General features: G+C 68.6%; 13 protein-coding genes. 7 read left to right on the top strand and 6 right to left on the bottom strand.

Features of this window, described 5'->3' with window-relative positions:
* Nucleotides 1-28: 28 nt before the first annotated feature.
* Nucleotides 29-5728 carry an AAA domain-containing protein gene (locus AB0K92_RS17370; RefSeq protein WP_365923700.1) on the bottom strand — a complete coding sequence of 1900 codons (5700 nt, stop codon included), beginning with the start codon at nt 5726-5728 and terminating at the stop codon, nt 29-31.
* A 367-nt stretch (nt 5729-6095) separates the two neighbouring features.
* Between AB0K92_RS17370 and AB0K92_RS17365 the strand changes: the two genes are divergently transcribed.
* From AB0K92_RS17365 to AB0K92_RS17350, 4 genes are all read left to right on the top strand, one after another.
* Nucleotides 6096-6935 carry a hypothetical protein gene (locus tag AB0K92_RS17365; protein ID WP_365923698.1) on the top strand — a complete coding sequence of 280 codons (840 nt, stop codon included), beginning with the start codon at nt 6096-6098 and terminating at the stop codon, nt 6933-6935.
* A gap of 45 nt (nt 6936-6980) precedes the next feature.
* A complete protein-coding gene (locus AB0K92_RS17360) occupies nt 6981-9527 on the top strand; it encodes a DUF262 domain-containing protein (RefSeq protein ID WP_365923696.1) in 2547 nt (848 codons plus the stop codon).
* A 39-nt stretch (nt 9528-9566) separates the two neighbouring features.
* Nucleotides 9567-10175, top strand: coding sequence for a hypothetical protein (locus tag AB0K92_RS17355; protein WP_365923694.1), 609 nt, complete (start codon nt 9567-9569; stop codon nt 10173-10175).
* Nucleotides 10176-10300: 125 nt separating this feature from the next.
* Nucleotides 10301-10975, top strand: coding sequence for a hypothetical protein (locus AB0K92_RS17350; protein WP_365923692.1), 675 nt, complete (start codon nt 10301-10303; stop codon nt 10973-10975).
* A 36-nt stretch (nt 10976-11011) separates the two neighbouring features.
* Here the strand turns inward: AB0K92_RS17350 and AB0K92_RS17345 are convergent, their stop codons facing one another.
* Nucleotides 11012-12067: an EcsC family protein gene (locus AB0K92_RS17345; protein ID WP_365923690.1), complete on the bottom strand. Its 1056-nt coding sequence runs from the start codon at nt 12065-12067 to the stop codon at nt 11012-11014.
* 170 nt (nt 12068-12237) lie between these two features.
* Complete coding sequence (locus tag AB0K92_RS17340; protein ID WP_365923688.1) at nt 12238-13887, bottom strand: hypothetical protein; 1650 nt, start codon at nt 13885-13887, stop codon at nt 12238-12240.
* 192 nt (nt 13888-14079) lie between these two features.
* On the opposite strand from AB0K92_RS17340, the gene AB0K92_RS17335 reads away from it, so the two are divergent.
* On the top strand, nt 14080-14448 hold the full coding sequence (locus AB0K92_RS17335; protein ID WP_365923686.1) for a hypothetical protein: 369 nt from the start codon (nt 14080-14082) through the stop codon (nt 14446-14448).
* 9 nt (nt 14449-14457) lie between these two features.
* Here the strand turns inward: AB0K92_RS17335 and AB0K92_RS17330 are convergent, their stop codons facing one another.
* Entirely contained in the window at nt 14458-14928 is a 471-nt protein-coding gene (locus AB0K92_RS17330) for an ATP-binding protein (protein ID WP_365923684.1), read from the bottom strand.
* Between the two features lie 255 nt (nt 14929-15183).
* On the opposite strand from AB0K92_RS17330, the gene AB0K92_RS17325 reads away from it, so the two are divergent.
* Nucleotides 15184-16011: a helix-turn-helix transcriptional regulator gene (locus AB0K92_RS17325; RefSeq protein WP_365923682.1), complete on the top strand. Its 828-nt coding sequence runs from the start codon at nt 15184-15186 to the stop codon at nt 16009-16011.
* Complete coding sequence (locus AB0K92_RS17320) at nt 16008-16214, top strand: DUF397 domain-containing protein (RefSeq protein ID WP_365923680.1); 207 nt, start codon at nt 16008-16010, stop codon at nt 16212-16214. Before AB0K92_RS17325 ends, AB0K92_RS17320 begins: the two co-directional genes overlap by 4 nt.
* Before the next feature lie 85 nt (nt 16215-16299).
* Here AB0K92_RS17320 and AB0K92_RS17315 read toward each other — a convergent pair whose 3' ends face one another.
* Together AB0K92_RS17315 and drmD are read right to left on the bottom strand one after the other, a co-directional pair.
* Entirely contained in the window at nt 16300-20619 is a 4320-nt protein-coding gene (locus AB0K92_RS17315; RefSeq protein WP_365923678.1) for a DNA methyltransferase, read from the bottom strand.
* Entirely contained in the window at nt 20616-23858 is a 3243-nt protein-coding gene (gene drmD / locus AB0K92_RS17310) for a DISARM system SNF2-like helicase DrmD (RefSeq protein ID WP_365923676.1), read from the bottom strand. Before drmD ends, AB0K92_RS17315 begins: the two co-directional genes overlap by 4 nt.
* Between the last annotated feature and the right edge of the window lie 44 nt (nt 23859-23902).

Raw genomic sequence — 23902 nt, 5'->3', positions numbered from 1 at the left:
GGGGTGACAGGGCCGGTTGCCGGAGTGATCAGACCCGGATTTTCCGCACGACGACCGAGCGCGCCTTGCCCTGCGACGCGTCGTACGAGATCTCCCGTCCGGCAGGCTGCCACATCAGCGCATGGCCGAGGGGAGACGACGGGGAGACGATGTCCGCCTCCTCGGTGGGCAGTTCGGCGACGGTGTACAACGTGTCCTCGTCAAGCTCACCGTCGAACTCCAGGACCAGCAATGCGCCCGGGATCACGACGTCCGGCACGACCGGTTCCCGCCCTACGCTGACGGCGTCGAGGAACGTCCGCAGGAAGGCGAGGCGCTTCGTACGCCGGTCGCGCTGGTCGGCATGGGTCTTCCTGAGGAACACGAGCTGCGCCGCATCCGCCCCATCGGGGATCTCGTGGGGAGCGTCCAGGGCTGCCTGCAGTTGCTGCACCTCGCGGACCAGCCGCTGGAAGGCGGCGACAGGGATTTCCCGGACCGGCAGTGAGCCCCGAGCGATCGGGGCCGGCGCCGCCTCGGGCTCCGACGACCGTGTGGTGCCCGCACATGCTCCGGTGACGGGACGGTGTTCCGGAGGAACCGAGGACGGCGGCACGGTCACCGCGCCAGGAACGGCGGCAGTGTCGGCCACCGCTTCTGGGGTGTCCGTCAGCTCCCTACTGCGCGGCTCGGCCTCCTTCCTCATCGGCTCGATGCCCAGGCGATCCAGTTCGGCCCAGAGCGGCTCCAGCGCCTGCTCACGGTCGAGGTGGAACCGACTGCCCCGGATCCGGACGAACGTCCAGTCGACCCGTTCCAAGTCGCGTTGTCTGGCCGCCGCGGTGGAGGCGTCCTCGCCTTCGGTAAAGGCGTCTCCGTCGCAGGCGACCGCGAGCCGACGCGTGCCGCCTTCCACGACCAGGTCGAGGGTGTGACGGCCCACCTTGTATCCCGGACGGACTCGGAAATCCCGCGTCCTCAGTTCCAGGTACACCTGCTGCTGAAACAGACTGTCGAACGCTTGGTGCCTGACGTCGGGCAGGACGTCGCCTTCGACCGCGGCGGTGTCCTCCTCCACGGGCCTGGTGAGGTGATCGAGCCACCGTCGGCGCAGATCGTTCTCATGGAATTGCTCGGCGCGCGCGCTGTGGAACACCCACACCTGGTCCTGGGCGCGGGAGGCCGCCACGTTGATCCGCTGCTCGTAGGTCTTGCCGTTGAAGCCACCCGGGACGGAGCCGGCAGCGGTGGACGGCGAGTTGACGCAGGAGATGAACATGACGTGCCGCTCGTCGCCCTGGAAGTCCTCGGCGTCACCGACCCGGATGCGCCGCTCCTCGCGCTGCTCGTAGTCGAGACGCTCGGCGAGCAGGTTCTCCAGCTCCGTCAGATGTCCCTTGCTGGCGCGGAGACTGATGACGCCCATGGTCTTCCCGTCATAGTCGGGGTCGGCGCAGCAGCGCACGATCGCATCGACGAGGGCCTCGGCCTCGGCGGGGTTGGTCAGCCGGGAGTTCGCACCCAGAGCTTCGCCGTGCTCGACGAGGACGGTGCGGACCGGGGGCAGCCGGTCGGCACCGTACTGCCGTAGGGGCAGCAGATCACGGTTGTAGCAGAGGTCGTTGGAGAAGGAGATGATCTCCGGCATGCACCGGAAGTGCTCCTTGAGCATGAGCGTGCCACGGCCCGCCGAGAGCGCTTCGGTGAGGTCGAAGAAGCTCGAGTCGGGGCCGAACAGGCTGCGCACGTCCGGTTCCAGCGCGGTGAGCAGCCGGTCCCTGAGGTGGAAGTACTCGTCCTGCTTGAGGCCGACGTTGGACGGGCTGACCTGCTTGCTGTCACCGACGACGACCATCCGGTCGGCGAGCCAGCTCAGCAGCATGGCCTCCAGGCCGGACTGGCTGGCCTCGTCGACGATGACGACGTCGAACATGCCGGGCCGGTCCATGGGCACCGTTTCGGCGACCTGGTGCAGCGGCATGATCCAGGCCGGCACCGCCGTCTGCGCCTTGCGCAGGGCTGCCTGCGCGTCGCGCCGATAGCGGTGCTGGTACTTGCCCTTGATGCGCCGGGCGGCCTGCTGGTAGGCGCTGAGCGCCCGGGACTGGTCGCCGGTGAGCAGACCGAGGCAGCGGTGCCAGGCTCGGGCGGCGGCGAGCCGCGCGAGCATGATGCGGGCTTCGTCGTCGGCCTCCGTCAGCCGCTTGCGCAGGGTGCGCTCGGCCTCTGGGTCGGTCAGCCGTTCCATGCGCTCGCGCCACGCGGACCAGGCCCAGGCCTGGGCGAGCGAGGGCAGCCGGGTGTCCCAGGCGGTGTCCTGGTGCGTACCGGTGATCCGCTCGGCGAGGACCGGAAAGGCCTCGCGGACACGGGTGAGCGCCGCGTCCCGTTCGGCCCGCAGCCGGGCGGCCTCGCGCACCTCGGCCATCTCGTCGCTGAACGAGCGGTAACCGTCGGGGTCCCGTTCGCGTACGGCGTCCAGGGCGCGCAGAACCGCGGGCGCGACACCTGACCGGTCGCTCCAGGCCCGCAGCAGTTCCTCGGTGTCAGCGACGGCCTTACGGGACTGTTCGGCCGCGCGCAGTGTGGTCGCCGCGCGCAACAGGGTGCGTACGGCGTTCTCGACGGACGGGTCGTGCCAGGTGGCGACGGCGAGTGCCGGTGAGGTGGCCGCGGCGGCCAGGACGTCGGTACGCGCGGCGGCGACGGCGAGCAGCGCGTCGAGCACCTCGGCGTCCTGACGCAGCCGGGCAAGGCGCGGCCCGTGTCCGTGCCAGGCCGCGACGGGGGTGCCCCATTCGGACTCCACCTGTGCCAGGCGCAGTTCGAGCTGTACACGGGCGAGAAGGACGGCCGTCGTCGCGGTGTCCTCCGGTGCCCGCCCGTCCACCCGTACGGTCTCCACGAACGCGCCGACCGTTTTCGCCAGCTTAGAGCGCATGCCGAGGGGACCGCGCAGCTTCTCGCCCTGGCTGAGTCCGTCGTGCAGGGTGGTGGCCTGGGCGAACGCTGTGGCAGGGTCGTACTGCTCCAGGCCGCTGACCATGGACGTGCCCAGCGTGGCCAGTGAGGCGTCGACGGCTGCCAGGGTCTCGGTGACGGCGGCCCGACGGCTGCGTGCCTGCCAGTCCTGCCCCTCGGTCACCTCCTTCAGGAGTGCCGCGGCCCAGGCGCCGGCCGGGGCGGCGAGGGACGCGGCACGGGCGCGGGCGGCGGAGAACGCGTCCAGCGCCGAGGACAGCCGGTGCTGTTCGACCTCGTTGAGGCTCCGCACGGCCGTGTCGTACTCCTCGCACCGGGGGTCCTGGCGCGCGGCGGCGTGCGCTTCCTCGGCCGACCGTACGACCCGCACGGCCTCCTCGAAGTCACCGGGGCCCGGCAGTTCGGTGGGTCCGGGTACCTCAGCGGCCAGGGCCTGGTGGTGCGGGGTGTAGGCACGGGTGGTGTGCAGCAGGCGCAGGGCCTCGTCGGCACTCAGGCCGGGCTGTTCCTGCGGGACCGGACCGAGCCAGTCGTGTCGTCCCGCCTCCGCGGTGAGGCGCTCGGCGATCTCCTGCAAACTGCCGCTGTAGTCGCCGATCTCGGCGTCGAAGCGGTGGGTCTCCTGCTCACGCAGTACGGCGAGGTCGCGCAGCATAGCCTGCTGGGCGGCGCGCGCCTTGGCGAGGCGGGACTGGAGCGTCTCGATCTGCTTCCGGGAGGCCTTCTCGTCGTAGCCGGCGTACTCGCTGAGGATCCTGTGCACGGACGCCTCGAGCTCGCGCTGGGCGGCGGCGCCGTCCTCGGTGCGACTCACGCAAAGGTCACGGATCGACTCCGGCAGCTTGTCCCGCAGCACGCGCAGGGCGCGCGGGGTGTGGCTGGTGATGAGGACCCTTTTACCTTGTGCGAGCAGGTCCGTGACCAGGTTGGCGATGGTGTGCGTCTTGCCGGTGCCGGGCGGCCCCTGGACGACGACGAGCCGGTTCGCGCGCAGGCGTTCGGCGATGGTGCGCTGTTCCTCGTTGGCGGGCAGCGCGAAGTACATCTCGCCGCTGCCGTGCGCCGTGCCGTCCTCCTCCGCTGCGAGGTCGGCCGCGGTGAGCGCGCCGTCCCGGCCCGCGATGTAACGGAGCAGTTCGGTGGGCGGGGTGCCTGCGTCGATCTGCCGGGCGATGGCCTTGAGGGCGTCCATGGTCGAGCGGCGGCTGCGCTCACGCAGTACGAGTGCAGGCGTGAGCCCCACCTGCGGAACCTCGAGGCTGCGCGGCTTGGCGCGCTCCACGGCCGGCGTGTAGCTCCCCGCGCTGTGTGCGGCGTTCACCCAGCTGCGCAGGGCGGTGTGGACGGCGTCGAGGTGTTCGGGGTCCGTCACGTCCGAGGCGCCTTCCAGTACCTCGACGATCTCCTCCCGCACGGGGCCCGGCACGTGCTGGGCCCCTTCGAGCATGCCCTCTTCGAGTTCCAGGCCCGCGCCGGTCGGGTCCGGGGCGGCGGTGAGCGTGCCGGTGGACGGGTCGAGCCGGAGGGTGGCCCGGTGGGTGACCAGGTGCCGTTCCACCCGCTGGGCCGAGGTCGTCTGCCAGGTCAGTCGGCCCAGGCCGAGGACGAGTTCGTAGGCTTCGCCGAGGTTGGCGGCGTCCTCATGCATCTTGTGCAGCCGGTCGTACAGCCTGACGACGGGATCGATCGCGCGCCGCCGCTCCGCCCAGGCGAGCCATTCCTGTTCCCAGGCGGCGTACAGCTTCTCGATCTTCTCGCGCTGGGGGTGCTGGTCCAGCTCGTGGTAGGTCTTGTCGAGCGGGATGCCCTGCGACCAGTCGGGAAACTCGGGTTCGATGCGCCGGCGCAGGTGCGGGGCGCGGGTCTGCTTGAAGTCGCGGATGCGGGTGTCGTCCACCCAGGGGGCGAGCAGGGGCTCGGGGTGCGGCGTGTCCTCGCGTTCGGGGCGGGCGACGGTCAGCCAGGCCGGCTCGTCGGTGGCGAGTACGCCGTCGATCATCACGTCGACGCCGTCGTCGTCCGGCAGCTCGTCGAACCACACGGTGCCGGCCGCGCCGTCGAGCGTGCGCACGGGGCGGGTCTTGGACTCCTCCGCCTCGGCGAGGAAGCGGAAGATCTGCCGCACGCGTGCGGCGTCGAGCTCGTCCGCGGAGGGCTGCGGCAAGGGTTTCGGCGTGGCCTGCCGCCAGGGGCCGGCCGGCTGGGCGGGGACGGTGTCGAGCGTGCTGTCGGCGGTGCCGCCGAGGTCGCCCAAGGGCTCGGCCTCCAAGCCCTCGTCCACGGACAGGGGCGCGGCGCCGGTGCCGGTGCCGGCGCTCGTGGTGAGGGCGGCCGGCGCAGCGGCCGCAGCCGTGGTGAAGGTGACACTCTCCCGGTCGTGCGCGTACCGGAAACGGACCTCGATGTCGAGATCGCCGGCGGTGCCGGCCGGGATGCTGTAAGCCCACGTGGCGGAGAGCCTGCGTCCCGCGCGCAAGGTGCCCTCCAGTTCGTCGTCGAGCACGTCACTGCGGTAATCCTGTACCTGGCGTGCCGTCTTGCCGTACGGGCCGCCGCGCACCAGCAGAGTGATGCCATCGACGTCGATGGGCACTCCGGTGCCGTTGCTCAGCTGCAGGGTGCAGCGCACCAGGTCGTCGCCCGGCCGGTACCCGTGACTGTCGTCGGCGTCGGCCAGTTCGTATGGCACGACGTCGTCCACGCGCACATACAGGCCGTCGTCGTACTGGTAGACCGAACCGACCGGCCGCACACCGTCGACCTGCACGCTCTCATCCTGACTCACACGCCACCCCCACTGCTGCTGAGGGCCATCTGGTGGCCCGTTCCAGTGACATCGCGCCCGGCCGCCTCAAGCCGGCCACAAGGCGCCCCCCGGCGCGCGAACTTGAGTGTGAACTGAGCACACGCGGCGAGCGTATCAGTAAACCCGATACTTCACCCCGCCCGGGAGACCCGCCGACACATACCGCCTCCGATGAGTGATTCAGAAGCTCCTCCGATCCGCCATGGACGTCGCCATGGAGGCCACCATAAAGAGAAAAGCTGTTGACTCAGTTCACAAGGACACGGCAGGATGCTCATCGCGTCACCGCGCATCTCGTGACGCCACTCCGGAGGAAGGTACTCGCACCATGCACATGCAAGTGGTAGACGTCTCACCCCAGTTGGCGGCACAGTGGCTCACTCGCAACACCAACAACCGGCCGCTCAGCAAGAGCACGGTGCAGCAACTTGCCGCCCAGATCCAGCGCGGCGAATGGCAATTGACCCACCAGGGCATCGCCTTCGACGAGGACGGTGTTCTCATCGACGGGCAGCACCGCCTGGCGGCTGTCGTCAAGGCGGGCGTCACCGTGCAGATGACCGTCGCACACGGGGTGCCGCGCACGGCGTTCACCGTGATGGACACGGGCCGCAAGCGCACCGGCCGCGACGCGCTCGCCCTCGCAGGTGAGACCAACGCGACCCATTTGGCGGCCGCCCTGCGGGGACTGCACCTGTACCGAAACGCCCCCAACTCCTCATGGAGCGGCGGATCGTCGGTCACCAGCAACGACCAGCTGCTGGATCTGCTCGCCAAGCACCCCGGTATCCGCGAAGCCCTGCACCACGGCATCGCGCTGAACCGCGGGTGCCGCATCACCGTCACGGCGGCGACGATCGGCTGGTACGTCACCACCGAGGCCCGGCCCGACGTCGACCAGTCCGCATGGGAGGAAGGAGTCGTCACCGGCGCGCGCCTGGAGCCGGGCGACCCGCGTCTCACTCTGCGCAACACCATGCTCAACCTGGCCCTGGGCAACGCACACCGGCGCCGCGACGACTCACGCGAGCACCTTCTCTACTACCTCAAGGCGTGGAACGCCTGGGTCGAGGGCCGCAGCATCAAGTTGCTGCGTCGCTCCCCCAACGAGACGATGCCGCGCATCTCCAGCCGCTCACCCTTGACTTCGGCGGACAACACTGCCTGAAGAGGCATAGATTCAACGGACGGCCGCTCCTAGGAAAGGAGGCGCATGCGCGCCCAGGAGATCACCTTCCTCAAACTGGTCCAGGGGGACAAGCAGTTCCAGGTACCGCTCTACCAGCGCACGTACAGCTGGGGCAGGGAGCAGCTCCAGCGACTGTGGGAGGACGTCGGGGAACTCGTCGAGCAGCACCTGGCCGGTGAGACGGCGGCCCCGCACTTCCTCGGTTCGGTGGTGCTCGCACCGGGCCAGATCCAGGCGGGCGGGGTGCAGAGGTGGCTGGTGGTGGACGGACAGCAGCGACTGACCACGCTGATGCTGGCTTTCACGGCGCTTCGTGACCATTTGAAGGAGACCGGTAACGCGCGCGGTGTTGACCGGGTACACCGTCAGATACTGGTCAACGAGTTTCACGAGGGTGCGGACCACTACCGGTTGCTGCCCACGCAGGCGGACCGCGAGGCGTTCACCGCCTGTGTCCAGTCCCGCGCCGACGCAGGCGGAGGCGACAACATCGGTGCCGCCTACCGGTTCTTCCGCGGTGCGCTCGCCGAGGGCTGTGAGGGGGGTGACGAGCGCTGGACCGCCGCGGTCGAGACGGTCCTCAAGGATCTGCTGTCCATCGTGGAGATCACCGCCGAGCCCGGTGACAACGTCTACCGGATCTTCGAGTCCATCAACAACACCGGTGTCGGGCTCAGTCAGAGCGACCTGTTGCGCAACTACGTGTTCATGCTGCTGCCCAAGCGAGGCGAGCGGATCTACCAGGAACTCTGGCTGCCCATGCAGCAGAGCCTCGGTCCGAAGAACCTCGAGCTGCTGGTCTGGCTGGATCTGGTGGTGCGTGGCCACTACAAGACCAAGCAGAGCGAGATCTACCGCGAGCAGCAGAAACGGCTGCAGCCGCTGGCCGGTGACGAGGACGCGCTGCAGCGCGAGATCGAGCAGTTGGCCGAACGGGCCGGGAGGTTCCTGCGCATCGTCGACCCCGCCCGTGAGCAGTCCCCCGCTCTTCGCGCGGTCCTGGAGCGCCTTGCCTCCTGGGGCGGCCAGACGCACTATCCGCTCGCGCTGCACCTGCTCGACCTTCTCGCTGCCGGCCGGACGACGCCTGAGGACGCGGCGCAGGCGCTGGGCTACGTCGAGTCCTATCTGGTGCGGCGCCTGATCTGCCAGACCCCGACGACCGGCCTCAACCGCATTTTCATGGAGGCTCCGAAGGAGTTGGAGACCGACCGGCCTGCCGCCGAGGCGGTACGGCGGTTCCTTTCCGGCCGGCGCCGTCGCTGGCCCAGCGACGAGGAACTCCGCGAGGCGATCCGCACCAAGCCCTTCTACTGGAGCGGCCGTCCTCAGCAGAGAAGCTACATCCTGCGCCGCCTGGAGGAGAGTTACCGCTCGTCCGAGCCCGTTGACTTCGCCAAGGCGTCCCTCAGTGTGGAGCACGTCCTGCCACAGCGCCCCGCTCCGGCGTGGTTCGACCTCCTCGCCGAGGAGACGGAGCCGAACCAGACACCGCAGGAACTGCACGACCTGCTGGTGCACACGCTCGGCAATCTGACGTTGACCGGTGACAACGCCAAACTGTCCAATCACCCCTTCGAGCGCAAGCAGCAGATCCTCGACTCAAGCGCGCTGCGCATGAACCTCGAGATCTCCTCGGCACAGCGCTGGGGCAAGGCGGAGATCCTGCAGCGGGCCGACCGTCTGGCCGAGCGCGCGGTCGAGCTGTGGCCGGGGCCCATCGGCGGGGTCAAGCCGACCGGTGAGGAGTCCCCGGGCTGGGCCGAGCTGCGCGCCGCACTCGTGGTGATGCCGAGCGGGACATGGACCACGTACGGCGATGTCGCCGAGCTGATCGGCAGCCACCCGGTGGCCGTAGGCGCTTACCTGGGCGCCAACCCGACGGTGATCGGCGCGTACCGGGTACTCACCGCGGAGGGCAAGATCTCGCCTGCCTTCCGCTGGGCGGACGGCGACGACCGGCCACCACCGCAGAACCTGCTGACGAGTGAAGGAGTGCGCTTCGACTCCTGGGGCCGGGCGCATCGCTCGCAACGCCTGTCCGCCGCGGAGCTGGCGACGCTGCTGGGCAAGGACGTCGCACAGCAGGTGTCGTACGACCCTCTGCCCGAGGGCGAGGACTCGGCGGCGGCCGAGCGCTTCCGATCGCAGTTGCGGGATCACTGGCCGGACGCGTATCCAGGCGTCATGGCGGCCCTCGACTTCTGGCGCCGGCAGGGTGGTTACGTCAACTACGGCCGGTACGAGGAAACCAGTTGCTTCCCGATGCTGGACGCCGGGACCAGTCGTAGCCCCCATCTGCTCTGGCCGGTCGGCATCTACCCGGTGAGCGGGACGGTCGAGGTGGTTTTTCAGTACCTGAAGTCCCGCACCCCCTTCGATGACACGGAACAGCGCCGGGAGCTGCTGAACCGTCTGAACAAGATCGACGGCATCGACCTGCCCGAGGCGAAGTTGGAGCTGCGTCCTTCCTTCCCGGTGAATGTCTTCGCGGAGCACGGTGAGGAGATCTGCGAGGTGCTGGACTGGTTCGTAGGGGTGGCGGCGCTGGACCTGGCGCGGCGAGACTGAATGCGGTTGGGCATGTCGAAAAAACGGGGGAGATGAGTCGTGCAACTTTTGACCGATCTTGTATTGGTTCGCAACGAGGGAACGCGCAGAGACAAGACAGGCACAACTTGTTCCGGCGTGATGTCCCGAGCGAGCGCCATCGAGTGGGAGCTACGGCTCCCCGAGCAACCCACGCTGACGGTGCACGACAACCGTTGGGTGAACGGCGAGCGGGATCTGGTGCTCTACAAGCCCACGGTTGTCCCGGAAATGCCCTCCGCCCTCTCAAATCTGCACAACAGGCTGCGCTCGGGCATCTCCGACGGCGCAAAGCATGGGGAACGGCGCGTCATGGTGTACCCCACGTACGTCGACGCGCATGACAGGCCACGGATCAAGAAGTCGCTGACGATAGCAGACATCGCGGACCAAGTGGGGCTACGCCATCTCAGGGAGCTGACCTCCCGAGAGGGGGTCAGGCTGGAAAGCGCGTTCGACCGACCCGATCTACCTCCGGTGGACCTGGACGACCCACAGGACGAGAAATCCCTTCAGCACGCCTTGTTTTTTCCCGCCGCGGATGATGAGACACCGGTGGTCGCCTTCGTCTGCTTCCGGATCGTGCCCGTGCTGCGGCACATCGGCTGGCTGTCTCCGGACGACGACTGAGGGAGGGGGCAGCTTTACCAGACCGACTCTGCACAGGGACAGTTCGAGGGCTCAAGGGCTAGGTGTTCCGTCTTGGGAGGTTGGATACAGCGTTGCGGAACATTCGGAGCCTGACGGCGGCCAGGATGAACTTCGCGCCCACCGGGACTCCAGTCCCTGACCGTGACGAGGTGCTCGGGCAAGCGATTACGTTCGACCGGGCCCGTTGGCTGTCTCTTCTGCCCAGCGCCGACTGGTGGCCGCCGGAGCTCGACGACTGCCCGATGGTGGCCGGTCGGCGGCGAGTCGATCGCAGGACGGTCTTCGGTGTCGCCCGCCGATCGGGCACCGTCGAAGGCCGTCGCCGCTTGCTGACCGTCGCGCTCGTGTGGGGCACAGGAACAAGAGGCCGTTCGGTCACACGTCGCGCACGTATCTTCGCGGCCGCCTCCGGCGGGGACATCGACGCGCGCCTGGAGGCAGGATTGGTCACGCTCCGGGAGGAGGGGCCCGTCGCGGCGTACTACGCCTTCAACAACGACCAGCACATCAAGCACCTGGGTCCGGCGTTCTTCACGAAGGTGCTCTACTTCGCCGGTCCCGAGCAGGGCGAGGGAGCGTGGCGTCCGCTGATCCTGGACCGTTTCGTCGCCCTGGCGCTGCGGGCCGCCGACGCCGGCGAGACGTGGCCCACAAGCGGTTGGACGACGCGGTGGTACCGCCGGTATTTGCTCCTCACCCACGAGCACGCGCAGAAAGCGGGTGTCTTCCCGGACCAGATCGAAGCCGCGTTGTTCGCCCGCGGCAAGCAACTTGCGTGATCTCCAGGAAGTGCCTCTTGCGGTAATACACCGAGTTCAGTTGTCCGGCTGCTCCGCGGAGTCGGACGGGGTGGACCTCGGCAGCGCATCCTCCTCCCGGAGCAGTTCGATCACGCCGATCGCGTCATCGTCCTGCGCGAGGTCTGCGTCGCCGTAGTCGAGGTCACCGGTCAGGTCGCCACCCGATTTCTCGATCAGGAAACGTTCGCGATACGCGTCGCGCGCCGAAACGGCAATCCGATCGATGAGCAGGTAGCTCAGCCCCGCGCCGACAGCCATGCCGGCGACGGGCACGAACTGCCCGAGCTTTTTCTTCGGTAGCTGCTGCGTGAACTTCGCCGCGAAGGCCTGGGCGATCTTGGTGAGGACCTTTTCGTTCAACTTGGCCCATGGAGCGTTCCTCACCAGCAACTGGGTGAGTTGAGACAGTTCGACGTAAGCGGCCGTCTTCGCCGATGTTCCCGTGGACATCCCGAGAGCGATCACGGACATCACGAAGATTTCCTCTTCGGGATCGCTCGGGTCGTAGCCGTAGTGGAGAGCTGTGGCGGCGACGGTTCGAGTGGAGAGGGCGAGCATCATTGCGGTGTCGGCGGCCATCGCCCCGGCCACGGTTCCGAACCCGGGTGCGGCACCCGCGCCTGCGCCGGCGATCGTTCCGGCGCTGGCGAGCACCTCGCCGCCCGTCACGGCCGCGGCGGAGCCGAGGCCGGTTGCTGCTGCCGAGAGCGCGTGGCCGTACCGAAGCAGGTTGTGCCTGGTGACCTCATCGACGACACGCAGGTCGAGCTCTCGGATCCCGTCCAACCCGGCGACGTCGTGTCCGGCTCGTCGATACTGTTCGACGACACGTTTCTTGCTCACGGTCCGGCTTGCGGTGTCTCCCACAGCCTTGCCGAGACCCCGTGCCGCTCCGCCGTAGGCGGCAGCCACTTTGTCGGCGCCCGGGGCGCTCTTCACCTTCTGGCCGAGCGAAGCGAGTCGGTCCCGGGCCGACTGCGGAAGGATATTCCTCGCCTCCTTGCCGAGGGAAGCCGCCTTTCGCTTCTGGAGTTTGTCCCACTCCTGCTGTTCGTAAGCAGAGAGAGTCATGTCATAGCCCCCGTTGCCAGAGTGTTTGAAAGCAGTAGCACATGATCGCGGCCATGAGGCAGCGCCGTTGGGCGAGAAAATTCTTACAGCTTCCTGCCGTGACCTCAGCCGGATTCGCCGGCCGCACAGCTTCGGAGCCCCGGAGCCAGCGGTTCGGCCGGGTACGGCGCTCACTTCGGCCTCTTCTTCGGTCCCCCGTCGCCGACTCCGGGCAGGGGACGTGCACCTTGCAGAGGGTTCTTCGTCTTCTTGCCCCGCCGCGTCTTCTGTATCAGATCCAACTTCTTCGTGGCCGCCGTCCTCTTCGCGTCCCCCGCTTTCTTGGCACGCCGGCTCTTCCTCGGCTTCCGCGCCGGCGTGTCCGGTCGGCTGTCCAGCCAACGGCGGGTGGCGGCCATCTCTGCGACAAGTTCGGTGCGTTGCGGTTCCGGCAGCCTCGTCAGCGCCTCCTCCGCCCGTGCCATGAGAGCCGCGGCATACCGGGGCCTGGGGCCGCGTCGCTGCCGTGCGCTGCGCAGGGCGTGCCGAATCTCCGTGTCGCGGAGGAGGGGGACACCGACGTGCCCCTTCGACTCCGGCTTCGGCCGGGCCGTGGACTGTCGGACCGGGCCGCCCTGGACATGCACGATGGTCTGGTGCTGGGCGGGCTCGGCACTGTGCTGTGGGGCGAGCTGACCGTCCGCGGTGAGCGGCAGCCGCGGCGGGGCCGTGCGGGACGGTACCCCGTGCACGGCGAACGCCCGGTCCGCCTCACGCTGGCACCACCGCTTGAGCACCGCCGCCGTCGCAGGAACCCCGCAACCGGCAGCGGCGACCACGTTCCCCACGTAGGCCGGCGGGTCGCTCTCCCCTGTTCTGATCAACGCCGACAGCAGCGGACCCCCCTCACCGCCCCCGGCACGCTCCACGGCGACCAGCAGACCGACGCGGTCCGGGACGGACAGCCCGAGCAGGTCGCTTCCGGCGGTTCGGGCCAGCGCCTCCCAGGTGGGCCGGGTCCGGAACCTCGCGGCGCTCACCAGTGCCTCCCTCAGCGCGAGCACCTGCTCCTCCCGGGACCGCCGCACCGGCACCGCACCGCGTCCGTCTCCCGCCTCGGCGGCCGGGCCGGCACCCGAACGGCGGCGCGGCTCTACTCCCGGGACCCGGAGCCCCGCAGGGGTCATCGCGCAGGCGTCCAGGGGCACCCAGTCGGTGCTGCGCCGGGGGTCCTCCGCCCTGAGTCGGATGCGCCGTACCGCGCCGTGTGTCTCGAAGCGGAAGCGGAGCAGGTATCCGTACTCGTCGTACAGCTCCTCCATGGTCTCCGGTTGGGCCGTGCCCGGACCGAAGACCCAGTCGAGGGTGGCCGATTCACTGGAGAGCCGCCGGCGGGCTTGCTGCCACTCGGCGTGCGCGAGCCTGCTGAACTGGAAACGCACGTGCTGCTGCCTGGTGGTGCCGACCCTGAAATCGACGGCGTCACCGGGGCCGGATCCGAGGTTGCGTGCAACGGCCCGCCCCTTCAGCCTGTTGCGTCCGGCCCATGCGGCGAGGTCGTCCTTGATGAAGAGGTGGTCCGCGCTCGCCGCACCGGTGGCCGTGCGGTGGCAGGAGGTGTGGGGCCGGTGAGCGAAGTGGCAGACCTTGTCGCGGTACAGACGGTCCGACAGCTCATTGCCGCAACCACCGAGCTGGGTGCCGCACCAGTAGGTGTAGGCGGGGTGACGCTTGCGCCAGCGGGTCAGTTCGTCCGCGTCCGCCGGCAGGATGATCGCGCGTCCGGAGTTCGGGCCCCCGATCACCGCCGTCTGCACGAGACGGCCGTCTGAACCGTTCACGAATACTCCCCGCCCCTGGGCCACGCGCGCCTGCCTGCCGAAGAGCGGGCGGGTGGCGATTGATCGACACCAGTATGTTCTCCGTGCACTGAGTTCACAAGAGGTGAAGGCAATCTTCGGACTTTCGGGCCGCAGCCGCGCCGTCGGTGGCATAGGTTCAGCAGTCGTCGGGGTCCGAGAACGGGAGGGCACATGCAGAAGGGCACACAGGAGTACGAAGAGGCTCTGGAGGCCGTGATCGAGATTCTGCGCTCACGGGCACGCCAGGGCGCGGCGCCGATTTCGTACGGCGACCTCAGCGGCGAACTGGCGCGGCGCGGTCATCACGTCCCCGCCCACGACGGCCCCATGCCTTACCTCTTGGAGGACGCCTCGGTCCGGGAAAGCCCGGACGGATCGCTGCCCCTGCTGTCGGCCCTCGTGGTGCTGAAGGACACCGGCTGGCCGTCCGGCGGCTTCTTCAAGCTGGCCCGGCGCGCACCGTACAAGCGGCTAGGCGACGACGTAGTGCTGTGGACCCGGGAGATCGAGAAGCTGGCGGAGCACTACGCCACTCGTTGACCGTCTCCTTCAGCCCGTGGGGTGGGTCTGCACTTCCGCCCAGACCGTCTTCGTGTAGGCGTCGCGGACCGTGCATCCCCAGCGGTCGGCGTAGGCCTGGACGAGGAGCAGTCCCCGGCCCGACGCGTCGTCGACGGCCTGGGGTGTCGTGCGCGCTGGCAGGCGCTCGGGGCGGGTGTCCGTCACCTCGATACGGAGGGCGTGCGGCAGGAGCAGCAGCGCGAGGCGGAAGTCGCGGCCGGGAAGGCTGCCGTGGCGGATGGCGTTGGCCGCGAGTTCGGCCGTGACGAGGGCGACGGTTCGGGCGGCGTCGGAGTCGTGCGGGAGGCCCGTCCACTCGGTGAACTGCTGGACGGCGAGTCGGCGGGCCAGGCGGGCACCGCGTCTGGTGCTGCTGAAGCGCAGGGTCAGGTGATGGGTGGGGTCGGGGGTGGGAGTGTGGGGCGGTCGCGCCTCGTCGGTGAGCTGATGCTGTGTCACGGCTCCACGTTGGGGCGGCGAGCGGTCCGCCGACCAGGTACGACGGCCGTACGTCGGTGACGTCGTACGGGGTGGAGGCCGGTCCTCTGCTTCGTTGTACGGGTCCTGTACGGGGGTTGTACGGGTTCTGCTCGTGTCCCCCTCGCGACGGGCCGCGTTGAACACGGCCCAGTGGGTGGATGGTGCAGCGGGGTGCGCTTCGGGACGGAAGGGCGTGGGCGCGTGAAGACGGTACGGGACGGGCGGAGCGGGCGGGTGTCGTCGAAGAACGAGGAGGAGGCACCGGACCGGCCTGGCGTGTGGGTGGCGTACGGCGTGCTCCTCCAGCATCTGCGGAAGCGGGCCGGGCTGAATCAGCAGCAGCTCGGGGACGCCATCGGTTACTCGCTGGAGCAGGTCGCCTCGGTCGAGCAGGGGCGGCGGCCGGCGAAGGCGGCGTTCACGGCTGCGGCGGACCGGGTGCTGGATGCGGGTGGGGCCCTGCTGGTGCTCCAGGACGAGGTGGACCGGGCGAAACTGCCGCGCTTCTTCCGCAACTTCGCGCTCATCGAGGCGGAGGTCGTCAGCCGCTTCTCGTACGATCCGCTGCTGGTGCCGGGACTGTTGCAGACGGAGGGGTACGCCCGTGCGGTGTTCGCGGGGCACTGCCCGCCGCTGAGCGAGGAGATCATCGACCAGCACACGGAAGCGCGGTTGAGTCGGCAGAAGCTGCTGACCAGGGTGCCGCTGGCGGAGCTGTCGTTCATCGTGAGTGAGGAGGCGTTGCGCGATCCGGTGGGCGGCCCGGAGGTCATGGGCGAGCAGTGGCAACGTCTGATGGAGGTCAGCACGTTGCGGAACGTGGAGGTACAGGTCATGCCCGCCGGGCGGGGTTTCCACCCAGGCAAGAACGGTCCGTTCGTGGTGGTGGAGTCACACGAACACCGGCTCCTCGGGTACTTCGAGTCTCAGGGGGTCGGGTGCGTCGTCACGGATCCCGCCGAGGTCAGCGCATTCTCATTGCGATATGGCAAGCTGCGATCGCAGGCCCTGAACGTCGAGGAGTCTGCACGACTCATCGAGCGGATGGTGGGAGAAACGTGAGCGTGGAGCGGGTGACCGACAACGTGGACGGGCTGCACTGGTTCAAGAGCAGCTACAGCGGATCGGACGGCGGCGACTGCGTGGAGGTGGCTACCGGCCTCGACGCCGTATACATACGGGACTCTAAGACCATGGGCGACGGGCCGGTGCTGCGGGTCAGCCGGGGCGAATGGGCGGCGTTCGTCGCACTCACTGCGGGATAGCGTCGCTCAATATTCCTAAACGGAACGACGGGCTGGTTCGCGTCATCTGCGGTGACGCGAACCAGCCCGTCGTCATGCCATCGGCTCAGAACAGGGCGCCCTCAGCGCCCTCCCCGAAATCCGACCCACCTCGCGCAGCCAGCTGCTCCTTGCGCTTCCGGATGACTTCGGGAGAGGGAGGGGGGAGATCGGGGTGCTTCTCCCTCACATTCTTTTCGGTCACTCCCTTGTGCAGCCCGAGGTGGACCTCGTCAGCATATGCCTGATGATTCAGTTGCCGCAGACGATCAATGATTTCTGTTCGGGCCAGGAGGCCGATTGTGTAGCGAGGGCCCTGGTCGGTCTCATGGAAGCCGTTGTCGAGCGGCACGGTCTTATAAGTCGGATCCGTGGCCGGGTTCTGCCCGGAGCCGTCCAACAAGTCATGCCAACCGTAGGCTTCGATAGTGGCCTTATCGATATCCTGATGGATTCGGCGCAGCTCGACAATATCTTCGTCGCAGCACTCAGAGTCGTGAAGGAGATTATACGTAGCGGTAAGCCCTATACCGCGAGTGAGCATCAGTTGGCGACGATAGGCATGAAGTCGAGCACCAGTAGCTCGAAGTGAATCAGTCAATGGCGGACGAACCAAAGTTTCGAAAACGTCAGTGGGGCTATAGTTGAGATCCGCCTTCATCGTCGAACTACGATCAAGGGCCCACCAATAATGCACTGAGCTTGAAAGTACCGCTAGAAGAGCCGGGTCTTCAGAAGCGAAGACGCCCAGCTTGTGCGCAAAGACAGGACCTGTCGGCACCATCACAGGCATGACAGCTTTGCTAACCAGAGTGATCACAATGCAAGAATTCAGCGGCGCCAGGGCCTCAACCATGCTAGACCCCTTTGAAGCGTAACGCCACCAGTATTCACGATAAGCCTTAATATTCTTCCGTTCCCGTTCAGGCTTAACTTCCCGAACCACTCGATCAAAGGCCTTGGGATACGCTTGCGCCTTTACTAGGTCCCAGTCATGGAAGTTGATAACCCAGCGATCAGTACTGTGGTCCGGGCGACCGTTGACGTCTTGCCCGATCAAGTAAGGGAAAAGGACTTCCGCATACCGTGAATCCTCATCAATCCAGGACCGCGCCTCCGCCTCAGAGAGAGTGAACCCCAAACCCAGAACATTCGATCCCATGAACGCAATCTTGCGATTTCTGAACAGCGACTCTGCCCAGGAAGTGACCCTGGACGCGGGATTCAGGGATGTGGAAATTCCATTTGGCACGGGAACTCCGCTAAGCACCCTCACTGCCGACTTTGCCGTCGGCAGGCCACTGGTCCACACGGCACAATATTCAAGCTGAGCTGACCTTGACGGCCACGGCTCGCTTTTCACGGCGCGACGGATTTCCACGCCACTGCGCTCCAATTGATCGAGGCTTACCTCCCTTGTATCCCCCTGCGCAAGTGTGTTAGTCGCGATCAGTCCGGACTGACCCTTCGAATTCAAAAGCGCGTGAACCCGAAGCTCGAAATACGCCACCAAGTCGGCATTTCCACGCTGGCCTGCCGAGACATAATCTACCAAGTGCTCTCTATATGAGGAGCCCATTGCGAGGGACACCTTTTTCGCCCCCAAAAAGGGGGGGTTACCAACAATTGCATCGAACCCGCCTCGCAGAGAGAATACCTCTGGAAAAACCAACGGCCAATGCACCGGCCGCCGTTCCAGCGCCCCCTCCGGCAGCTCAATCGCCAGCCACTCTTCTGCAGTAGCCCGCGCTTCCTTCACCACTTCGGAGTCGTCCTCAACCCCCTCCTCCACGATCTGCCGCACGATCCACGCAGCCCGCGGAAACAGGTCCCTGACCCTCTCCCCGCCCTCCTCCTCATACCAAGGCACCCGCCCCGAAGCACACGTAGCCAGCGCCGCCCCCGCGATCAAGTCCCCCACCAGCCGCAGCCGCCGCGAATGCCGGTTGACGGCCTCCAACCGCTCCCGCTTCTTCTGCAGCGCCGGCAGATCAACACCCTTGATCGCAGTAATTGCCAACCGCTCACGCGTCAGCTGGTCCACCAATTCCCGTGCCTGCTCGGCCAGGATGTCGGTCTGCCGGCCCGGCTTCATGTGCACGGACTGGATCTGCTCCATGCTGTGCACGCCCAGCAGCGAGTCCCCGCACACCAACCGGTCGTCCAGGAACGTGAACGGTCGCCCCGGGTCCATCGACACCAGCCACAGTGACAGCTTGGCCATCTCCACGGCCATGGGGTTGATGTCGACGCCGTACAGGCAGTGCTCGATGATCTGGCGCCGCGCCTCGACGACCACCGGGTCCTGCTCCGCGTCCGCCGCGGTCACCGCGTCCACGGCACGCCCCGCGCGGTACGTCATCGCGTCCGCGCGGCCCTCGGACTCCCACGCCTCGATCAGGCGGTCCGCCAGGTAGCGGCAGGCCGCCACCAGGAACGCCGCCGAGCCCATCGCGATGTCCGCGACCTTCAGGTCGAGGATCTGCTCGGAGGACTTCAGCCGCCACTCCTCCGTGTTCGCCGTCTGGAGCGGACCCGGCTCGTACACCAGCGGCTCCAGCGCGTGCAGCACGACCTCTTCCGCCAGGAAGCGGGGCGTGTAGTGCGTGCCCGTGTTCTTCCTCAGGGAGGACTCCGTCACGTACAGCGCGCCGTTCGGGATGACCGTCGGCAGGCCCCGCAGGTCCTCCCGGATGATGCCGACGAACGGCAGCAGCCGCTCCGTGAGCGCCGGGTCCTTCGTCACCGCGTTCAGCCGGCGGCGCGCCTCGGCCGCGTCCTCCGCGCCCAGCGGGGCGAGCCTCTTCTCCAGCTGGCCGGCCGTCGCGGGAGGCTTGGGATCCTTCCACTTCTCGTGGATGGACTTCGCCAACGTCTTCAGCGAGCCTCCCGCCTTCGCCGCCAGGGACTCCAGCTCGCGCAGCGGGACCTCGTGTTCCAGGCCCTCCGGGCCGATCAGGCCCACCATGTGCTCGGTCGCCCTGCGCCCGTCGTACGACAGCAGGCCCTCGTACACGTAGCCGATCTGCTCGACGTCCAGCGCCCGGAAGCTGAGCGTGCGGACCTCGCGGTCCTTGCCCTTGCCGACCCGGACCTCCTGCACCGCCTGGAGCATGTGCAGGACCGTGCGGTCGTCGATGGGGAGGAGCGGGGTGGTGCGCTCCAGCCACGGGTACTTGTCCGGGTCGAAGATCGAACCGTCGTACGCCGGGAGGTGGAAGCCCGAACCCGGGTGGTCCACTCCCCCGTGCACCGCGTGGAACAGGGCGATCAGGCGGTGCCAGGCCGACGTCGTGTGCTCCAGCGACGTCTCGCCCTCCTCGTCCGCCCGCGCCTTCAGCTCGTCCCTGAGGAAGCGGGCCGAGTAGGAGCGCGCGTACACCTCGTTGTCCGCCGGCAGCAGGCCCCGTTCCTCCGCGAACAGCAGGAAGACGATGCGCATCATCACGGCCACCGCGCCCCGGTAGACCTCCCCCGCGCTCACGCCGGACGCGTGCAGACCCGGCGCTCCGTGCTCGACCGCCCGGACGTCCGCCCGCCCGATGGCGTCCACGAGGAGCTCGACCGCCTGCCGGACCTGGACGCCCAGCGCCTCGGTGACGTCCTCGCCCGCCGCCAGGCTGGCCTTCAGCAGGCCCACCAGCGTCTCGGCGTCGTCGTACTCGAAGAACCGGCGGCGGCGCAGCAGTGAGACGAACGCGCGCACGACGTTGCGCTCCGCGGCCTCGTTCCAGCCGATCGCGTCGAACACGGCCGTGGTCGTGACACCGCCCAGTGGCGCCCAGACCAGGCACCACCAGCGGCCGTCGGTCACCAGGCCCAGCGGTACGCCGTGGTGGCGCAGGAGGCGGGCCAGGCGGTCGGCGGGGGCCGCGGACCAGTCGCCGCCACCGCCGACGCGGGCCGTGGGCGCCGTACCGGCCGGGACCGTCATGCCCAGCAGCCGTACCCGCTTCGCCGCGGACTCCGCGTCCGGCTCGGCCGCCAGGTCCGTGCCCGGTTCGACCAGGGCGAAGTCGGGGCGGACCTCGGTGTTGTGCTCCGCCACCCGCAGGGTCAGGCGGTCCAGGCCGTCGTGCTCCGACTCGCCCTGGCGGAACACCAGCGCGTCGCCCCACTCCAGCAGGCGGCCCAGGACGTACGCCACCCACTCGTCGCGGCCCGCCGTCGTGTCCGTCTGCCAGTCGGCGTGCCGGGCGCGCAGCCTTGCCCGCTCGTCCTTCTCCAGGGTGTCCAGCTGGGGCCAGGCGCGCAGCAGGACCGGCATGGTCAGGAACGGGCCCGAGACCTCGGTCAGGTCCAGCCACTCCTGGTGCTGCCGGCGGCCGTCGGTGGCCTGGGCCTTGGCGGCGGCTGCTCCACGGCTCATGGTGCGGCGGGGGCTCATCGGCGGGCTTCCTTTGCGGGGATCACGAAGACGACGGCGGCGGGGAAGAGATGGGAGCGGGGCTCGCGGTAGCGGGCGGCGATGGCGGCGAGTTCGCGTTCGCGCTCGGCGGGGAGGCCGTCGAGGCGCTCCTGCCAGCGTCGGCGGTCGTCCTCGAACTGGCGGCGCTCGTGGCCGGTCAGCTCGTGGGTCGACAGCAGGGCCAGCTGCTCGCCCTCCCCCTCTCCCTCTTCCTTGAGCTTGGCGCGCAGGGTGGCCTCGAAGCGGTCGAGGGTGGCCGTGATGCGGCGCTCCTCCTCCGCCCGGCGGTCGGCGAGCCTGCTCTCCAGCTGGCGGCCGAGTTCACCGGCCCGGGCCTCCAGGGAGCGGTAGAGGGGGTCGCGGAGCCTCGGCCAGGCCTCCGTCAGCTCCTTGCGGAGGTGCGGGGCCGCCTCGACGCCCTCGGTGAGCGCCTGGGACAAGACCCTGCCCTGCTCACCCACGGACTCCCAGCGGCGGAAGCGGCCCGTGTCGCCGAACCAGCCGCCCGCGTACAGGACTTCCTCGTGCAGACGGGTGCCGTCGGTGCCGACGAGGACATAGCGCGCGTACGCGGAGACCAGGGTCGTCGTCACCGCCGGGTCGTCCGAGACGACCGCCGTGACGCGGCTGAGGCCGATCGAGTCCGCGTTCCACACGGCTGCCGTCAGCAGACGCGTCGAGAGGGCCACCAGCGGGTGCTTGAGGTGGGCGAGGACCACGTCGTCCTTGGCCTGCGCGGCCACCGACGGGGAGAAGGTGAGCGGGCGCTGCTCGCCCTCGCGGAGCTTGTGCGCGAGGCCGCGGGTCGCCCGCTCCCAGCTGCCCGACAGGGGCTGGACCTCGAACAGGTCGCCCGGTTCGAAGTCCTCGGCCCGGAAGGTGGAGGGCAGGAGCGGCGGCTGGTTGTCCAGGGCCAGGGCCGTGTCGACGACCCGCTTGACGTTCGCCGGCGTCAGACCCAGCGTGGTCACCGTCTCGTCGTACTGGTCGGCGAGCCGCTTCGTCTGCGCGGTGACGTTCTGTTCCGGCGCCACCTCGCCACCGGTGCGGCGGCCCTTGATCGGCTTGGGCCTGGCGTTCTCGATGTCGACCGGTGCGGTGTCGCCCGTCATGCGGCGCTGTACGGCGTCGGCGAGGACGGCGTTGACGGAGCCGAGGTCGTGCTCCATGCGCGCGACCTTCTTGGCCACGCGGGAGAGGAACTCCAGGTCGGCCTCGTAGGAGCCGGCCTGGGCCTGCTGCCAGCCGGCACCGATGAAGTGGGTGATCTCGGGGTCGTGCTTCTGGCCCCAGCGGTCGATGCGGCCGATGCGCTGTTCAAGCTTGTTGGGGTTGAAGGGGATGTCGTAGTTGATCAGGCGGTGGCAGTGGTTCTGGAGGTCGATGCCCTCGCCGGCGGCGTCGGTGGCCAGGAGGATGCGGACCTTGCCCTCTTCGCGGGACGGGTCGGTCTGGAAGCCGAGGCGGATGCGCTCGCGTTCTTCCGCCGACAGGCCGCCGTGCAGGCGCTCGACACGGCCGCCGTCGGTGAGTTCTTCCTGCTGGAGGAGGTCGTACAGCCACTCCTGTGTGTCGCGGTACTCGGTGAACACCACGACGCGTTCGTTGGTCCACCTCTTGCCGTCGGGGCGGCAGATGGCCTTGAGTTCGCGGATCAGCGTCTCCGCCTTGGAGTCGGGTGCCGCCTCGTGCGTGAGGGCCCAGCGCTCCATCTGCTGGAGGAGGTCCAGTTCCCGGCCGTCCTCCGCCGGGGTGAGCGAGGTGGAGCGGGTCAGCGCGTCGTCCTCGGCGTCGACCAGCCCGGTGTCGTCGAGGTCGGCGACCAGGTCGGCGAACTCCTCCAGCCACTCGGGGACCTCGGCGGCCGCGGAGCGGCCCCGTGCGGGGCCGGTGTCCTCCAGGTGGGACAGGTAGACCCGGACGGTGTGCAGGAAGGCCGCCGGGGAGGAGAACAGGCGCTTCTTCAACAGCAGGGTCACCAGGTCGGCGGCGCGGCGTCCGCCCCGAGCCTTGGGTGTCAGCTTCTTGCGGCGCAGCTCGGCGAACTCACCGAGCAGACCGTGGATCTCGCGTTCCTGGGGGGTGTACTCGACGGGGAGTTCGAGGGTCTTGCGGGTGCGGAAGCGGGGCGTGCCGTCCGCGTTGGTCACCGTCGACTTCAGGCGTCGTACGACGGTGTCCTTGAGCGCTTCCTTGTCGGGGTCGACTCCGCGTGCGAAACGCTGGTCGTCGATCAGTTCCAGGAGCGCCGTGTAGGACTCGGGGTAGCCGTTGTGCGGGGTGGCGGAGAGGAAGAGGCGGTGCTCGAAGTGCGGGACGAGGCGCCGGATCAGCTTCGTCTGCTGGGAGTCGACGGCGTACACCTGCTTGGGCGCGGCCGGCGCCACGTGGTGGGCCTCGTCGAGGACGAGCAGGTCGAAGAAGCGCTTGTGCTCGCCGTCGGGGCTCTCCTCGGGGGCGCCGATGACCTCGTCGAGGAGGCGCTGGGCCTTCTGTCCGCGCAGCCAGGGCAGGGAGACGATCGTGAGCGGGTGGACGCGGAAGGGATTCGCCGCCGTGCCGTGAGTGCGGCGCAGGCGGGCGCAGTGCTCGGAGTCGACGATGGTGAACTCCAGGCCGAACTTCTCGGCCATCTCGTCGCGCCACTTGAGGGTGAGGCCGGCCGGACAGACGACCATGGTGCGGCGGGCCCGGCCGCGCAGCAGCAGTTCCTGCACCACGAGGCCGGCCTCGATGGTCTTGCCGAGGCCGACGTCGTCGGCGAGGAGCAGGTTGACGCGGGGCGCGCCGACGGCGCGGGAGACCGGCTCCAGCTGGTACGGCTCGACGGCGACGCCGGAGCGGAAGGGGGCCTGGAGGGTCTTGGCGTCTGCGGAGGCTACGGCGGACCAGCGCACGGCGTCGAGGAACGCGGCGAGGCGGTTCGGGGAGTCGTAGGTGCCGGTGGAGGCGTCGGGGAGGGAGCCGGCGGGCAGCACGCGACGGCCGGGCTCGACCTCCCAGATCACGGACAGGGTGTCGCCGAAGCGACCGTCGGCCACGGACTGGAGGTGGACCAGGGTGGCCGGGCGGCGGTTCCGGTGGCCGTCGGGGGCAGGCGGGGACGGCTCGACGCGGGCGACCACCCAGGACTGACCGCGCACCTCGACCAGGTTGCCTTCCTCGGGGAGTGTCTCCGATCCGGTCCGCTCGGTGTCGCGCTGAGCTGCTGGCGTCATGGGTGCTGTTCCCCTCGCTGTTCTCCGCCGCCGTCCGTAGACAG

The sequence above is a fragment of the Streptomyces sp. NPDC052687 genome (assembly GCF_040678395.1).
Classification (GTDB): Bacteria; Actinomycetota; Actinomycetes; order Streptomycetales; family Streptomycetaceae; genus Streptomyces.
Note: the sequence above shows the minus strand (reverse complement) of the source record. Positions and strands in the feature narration are given on the sequence as shown.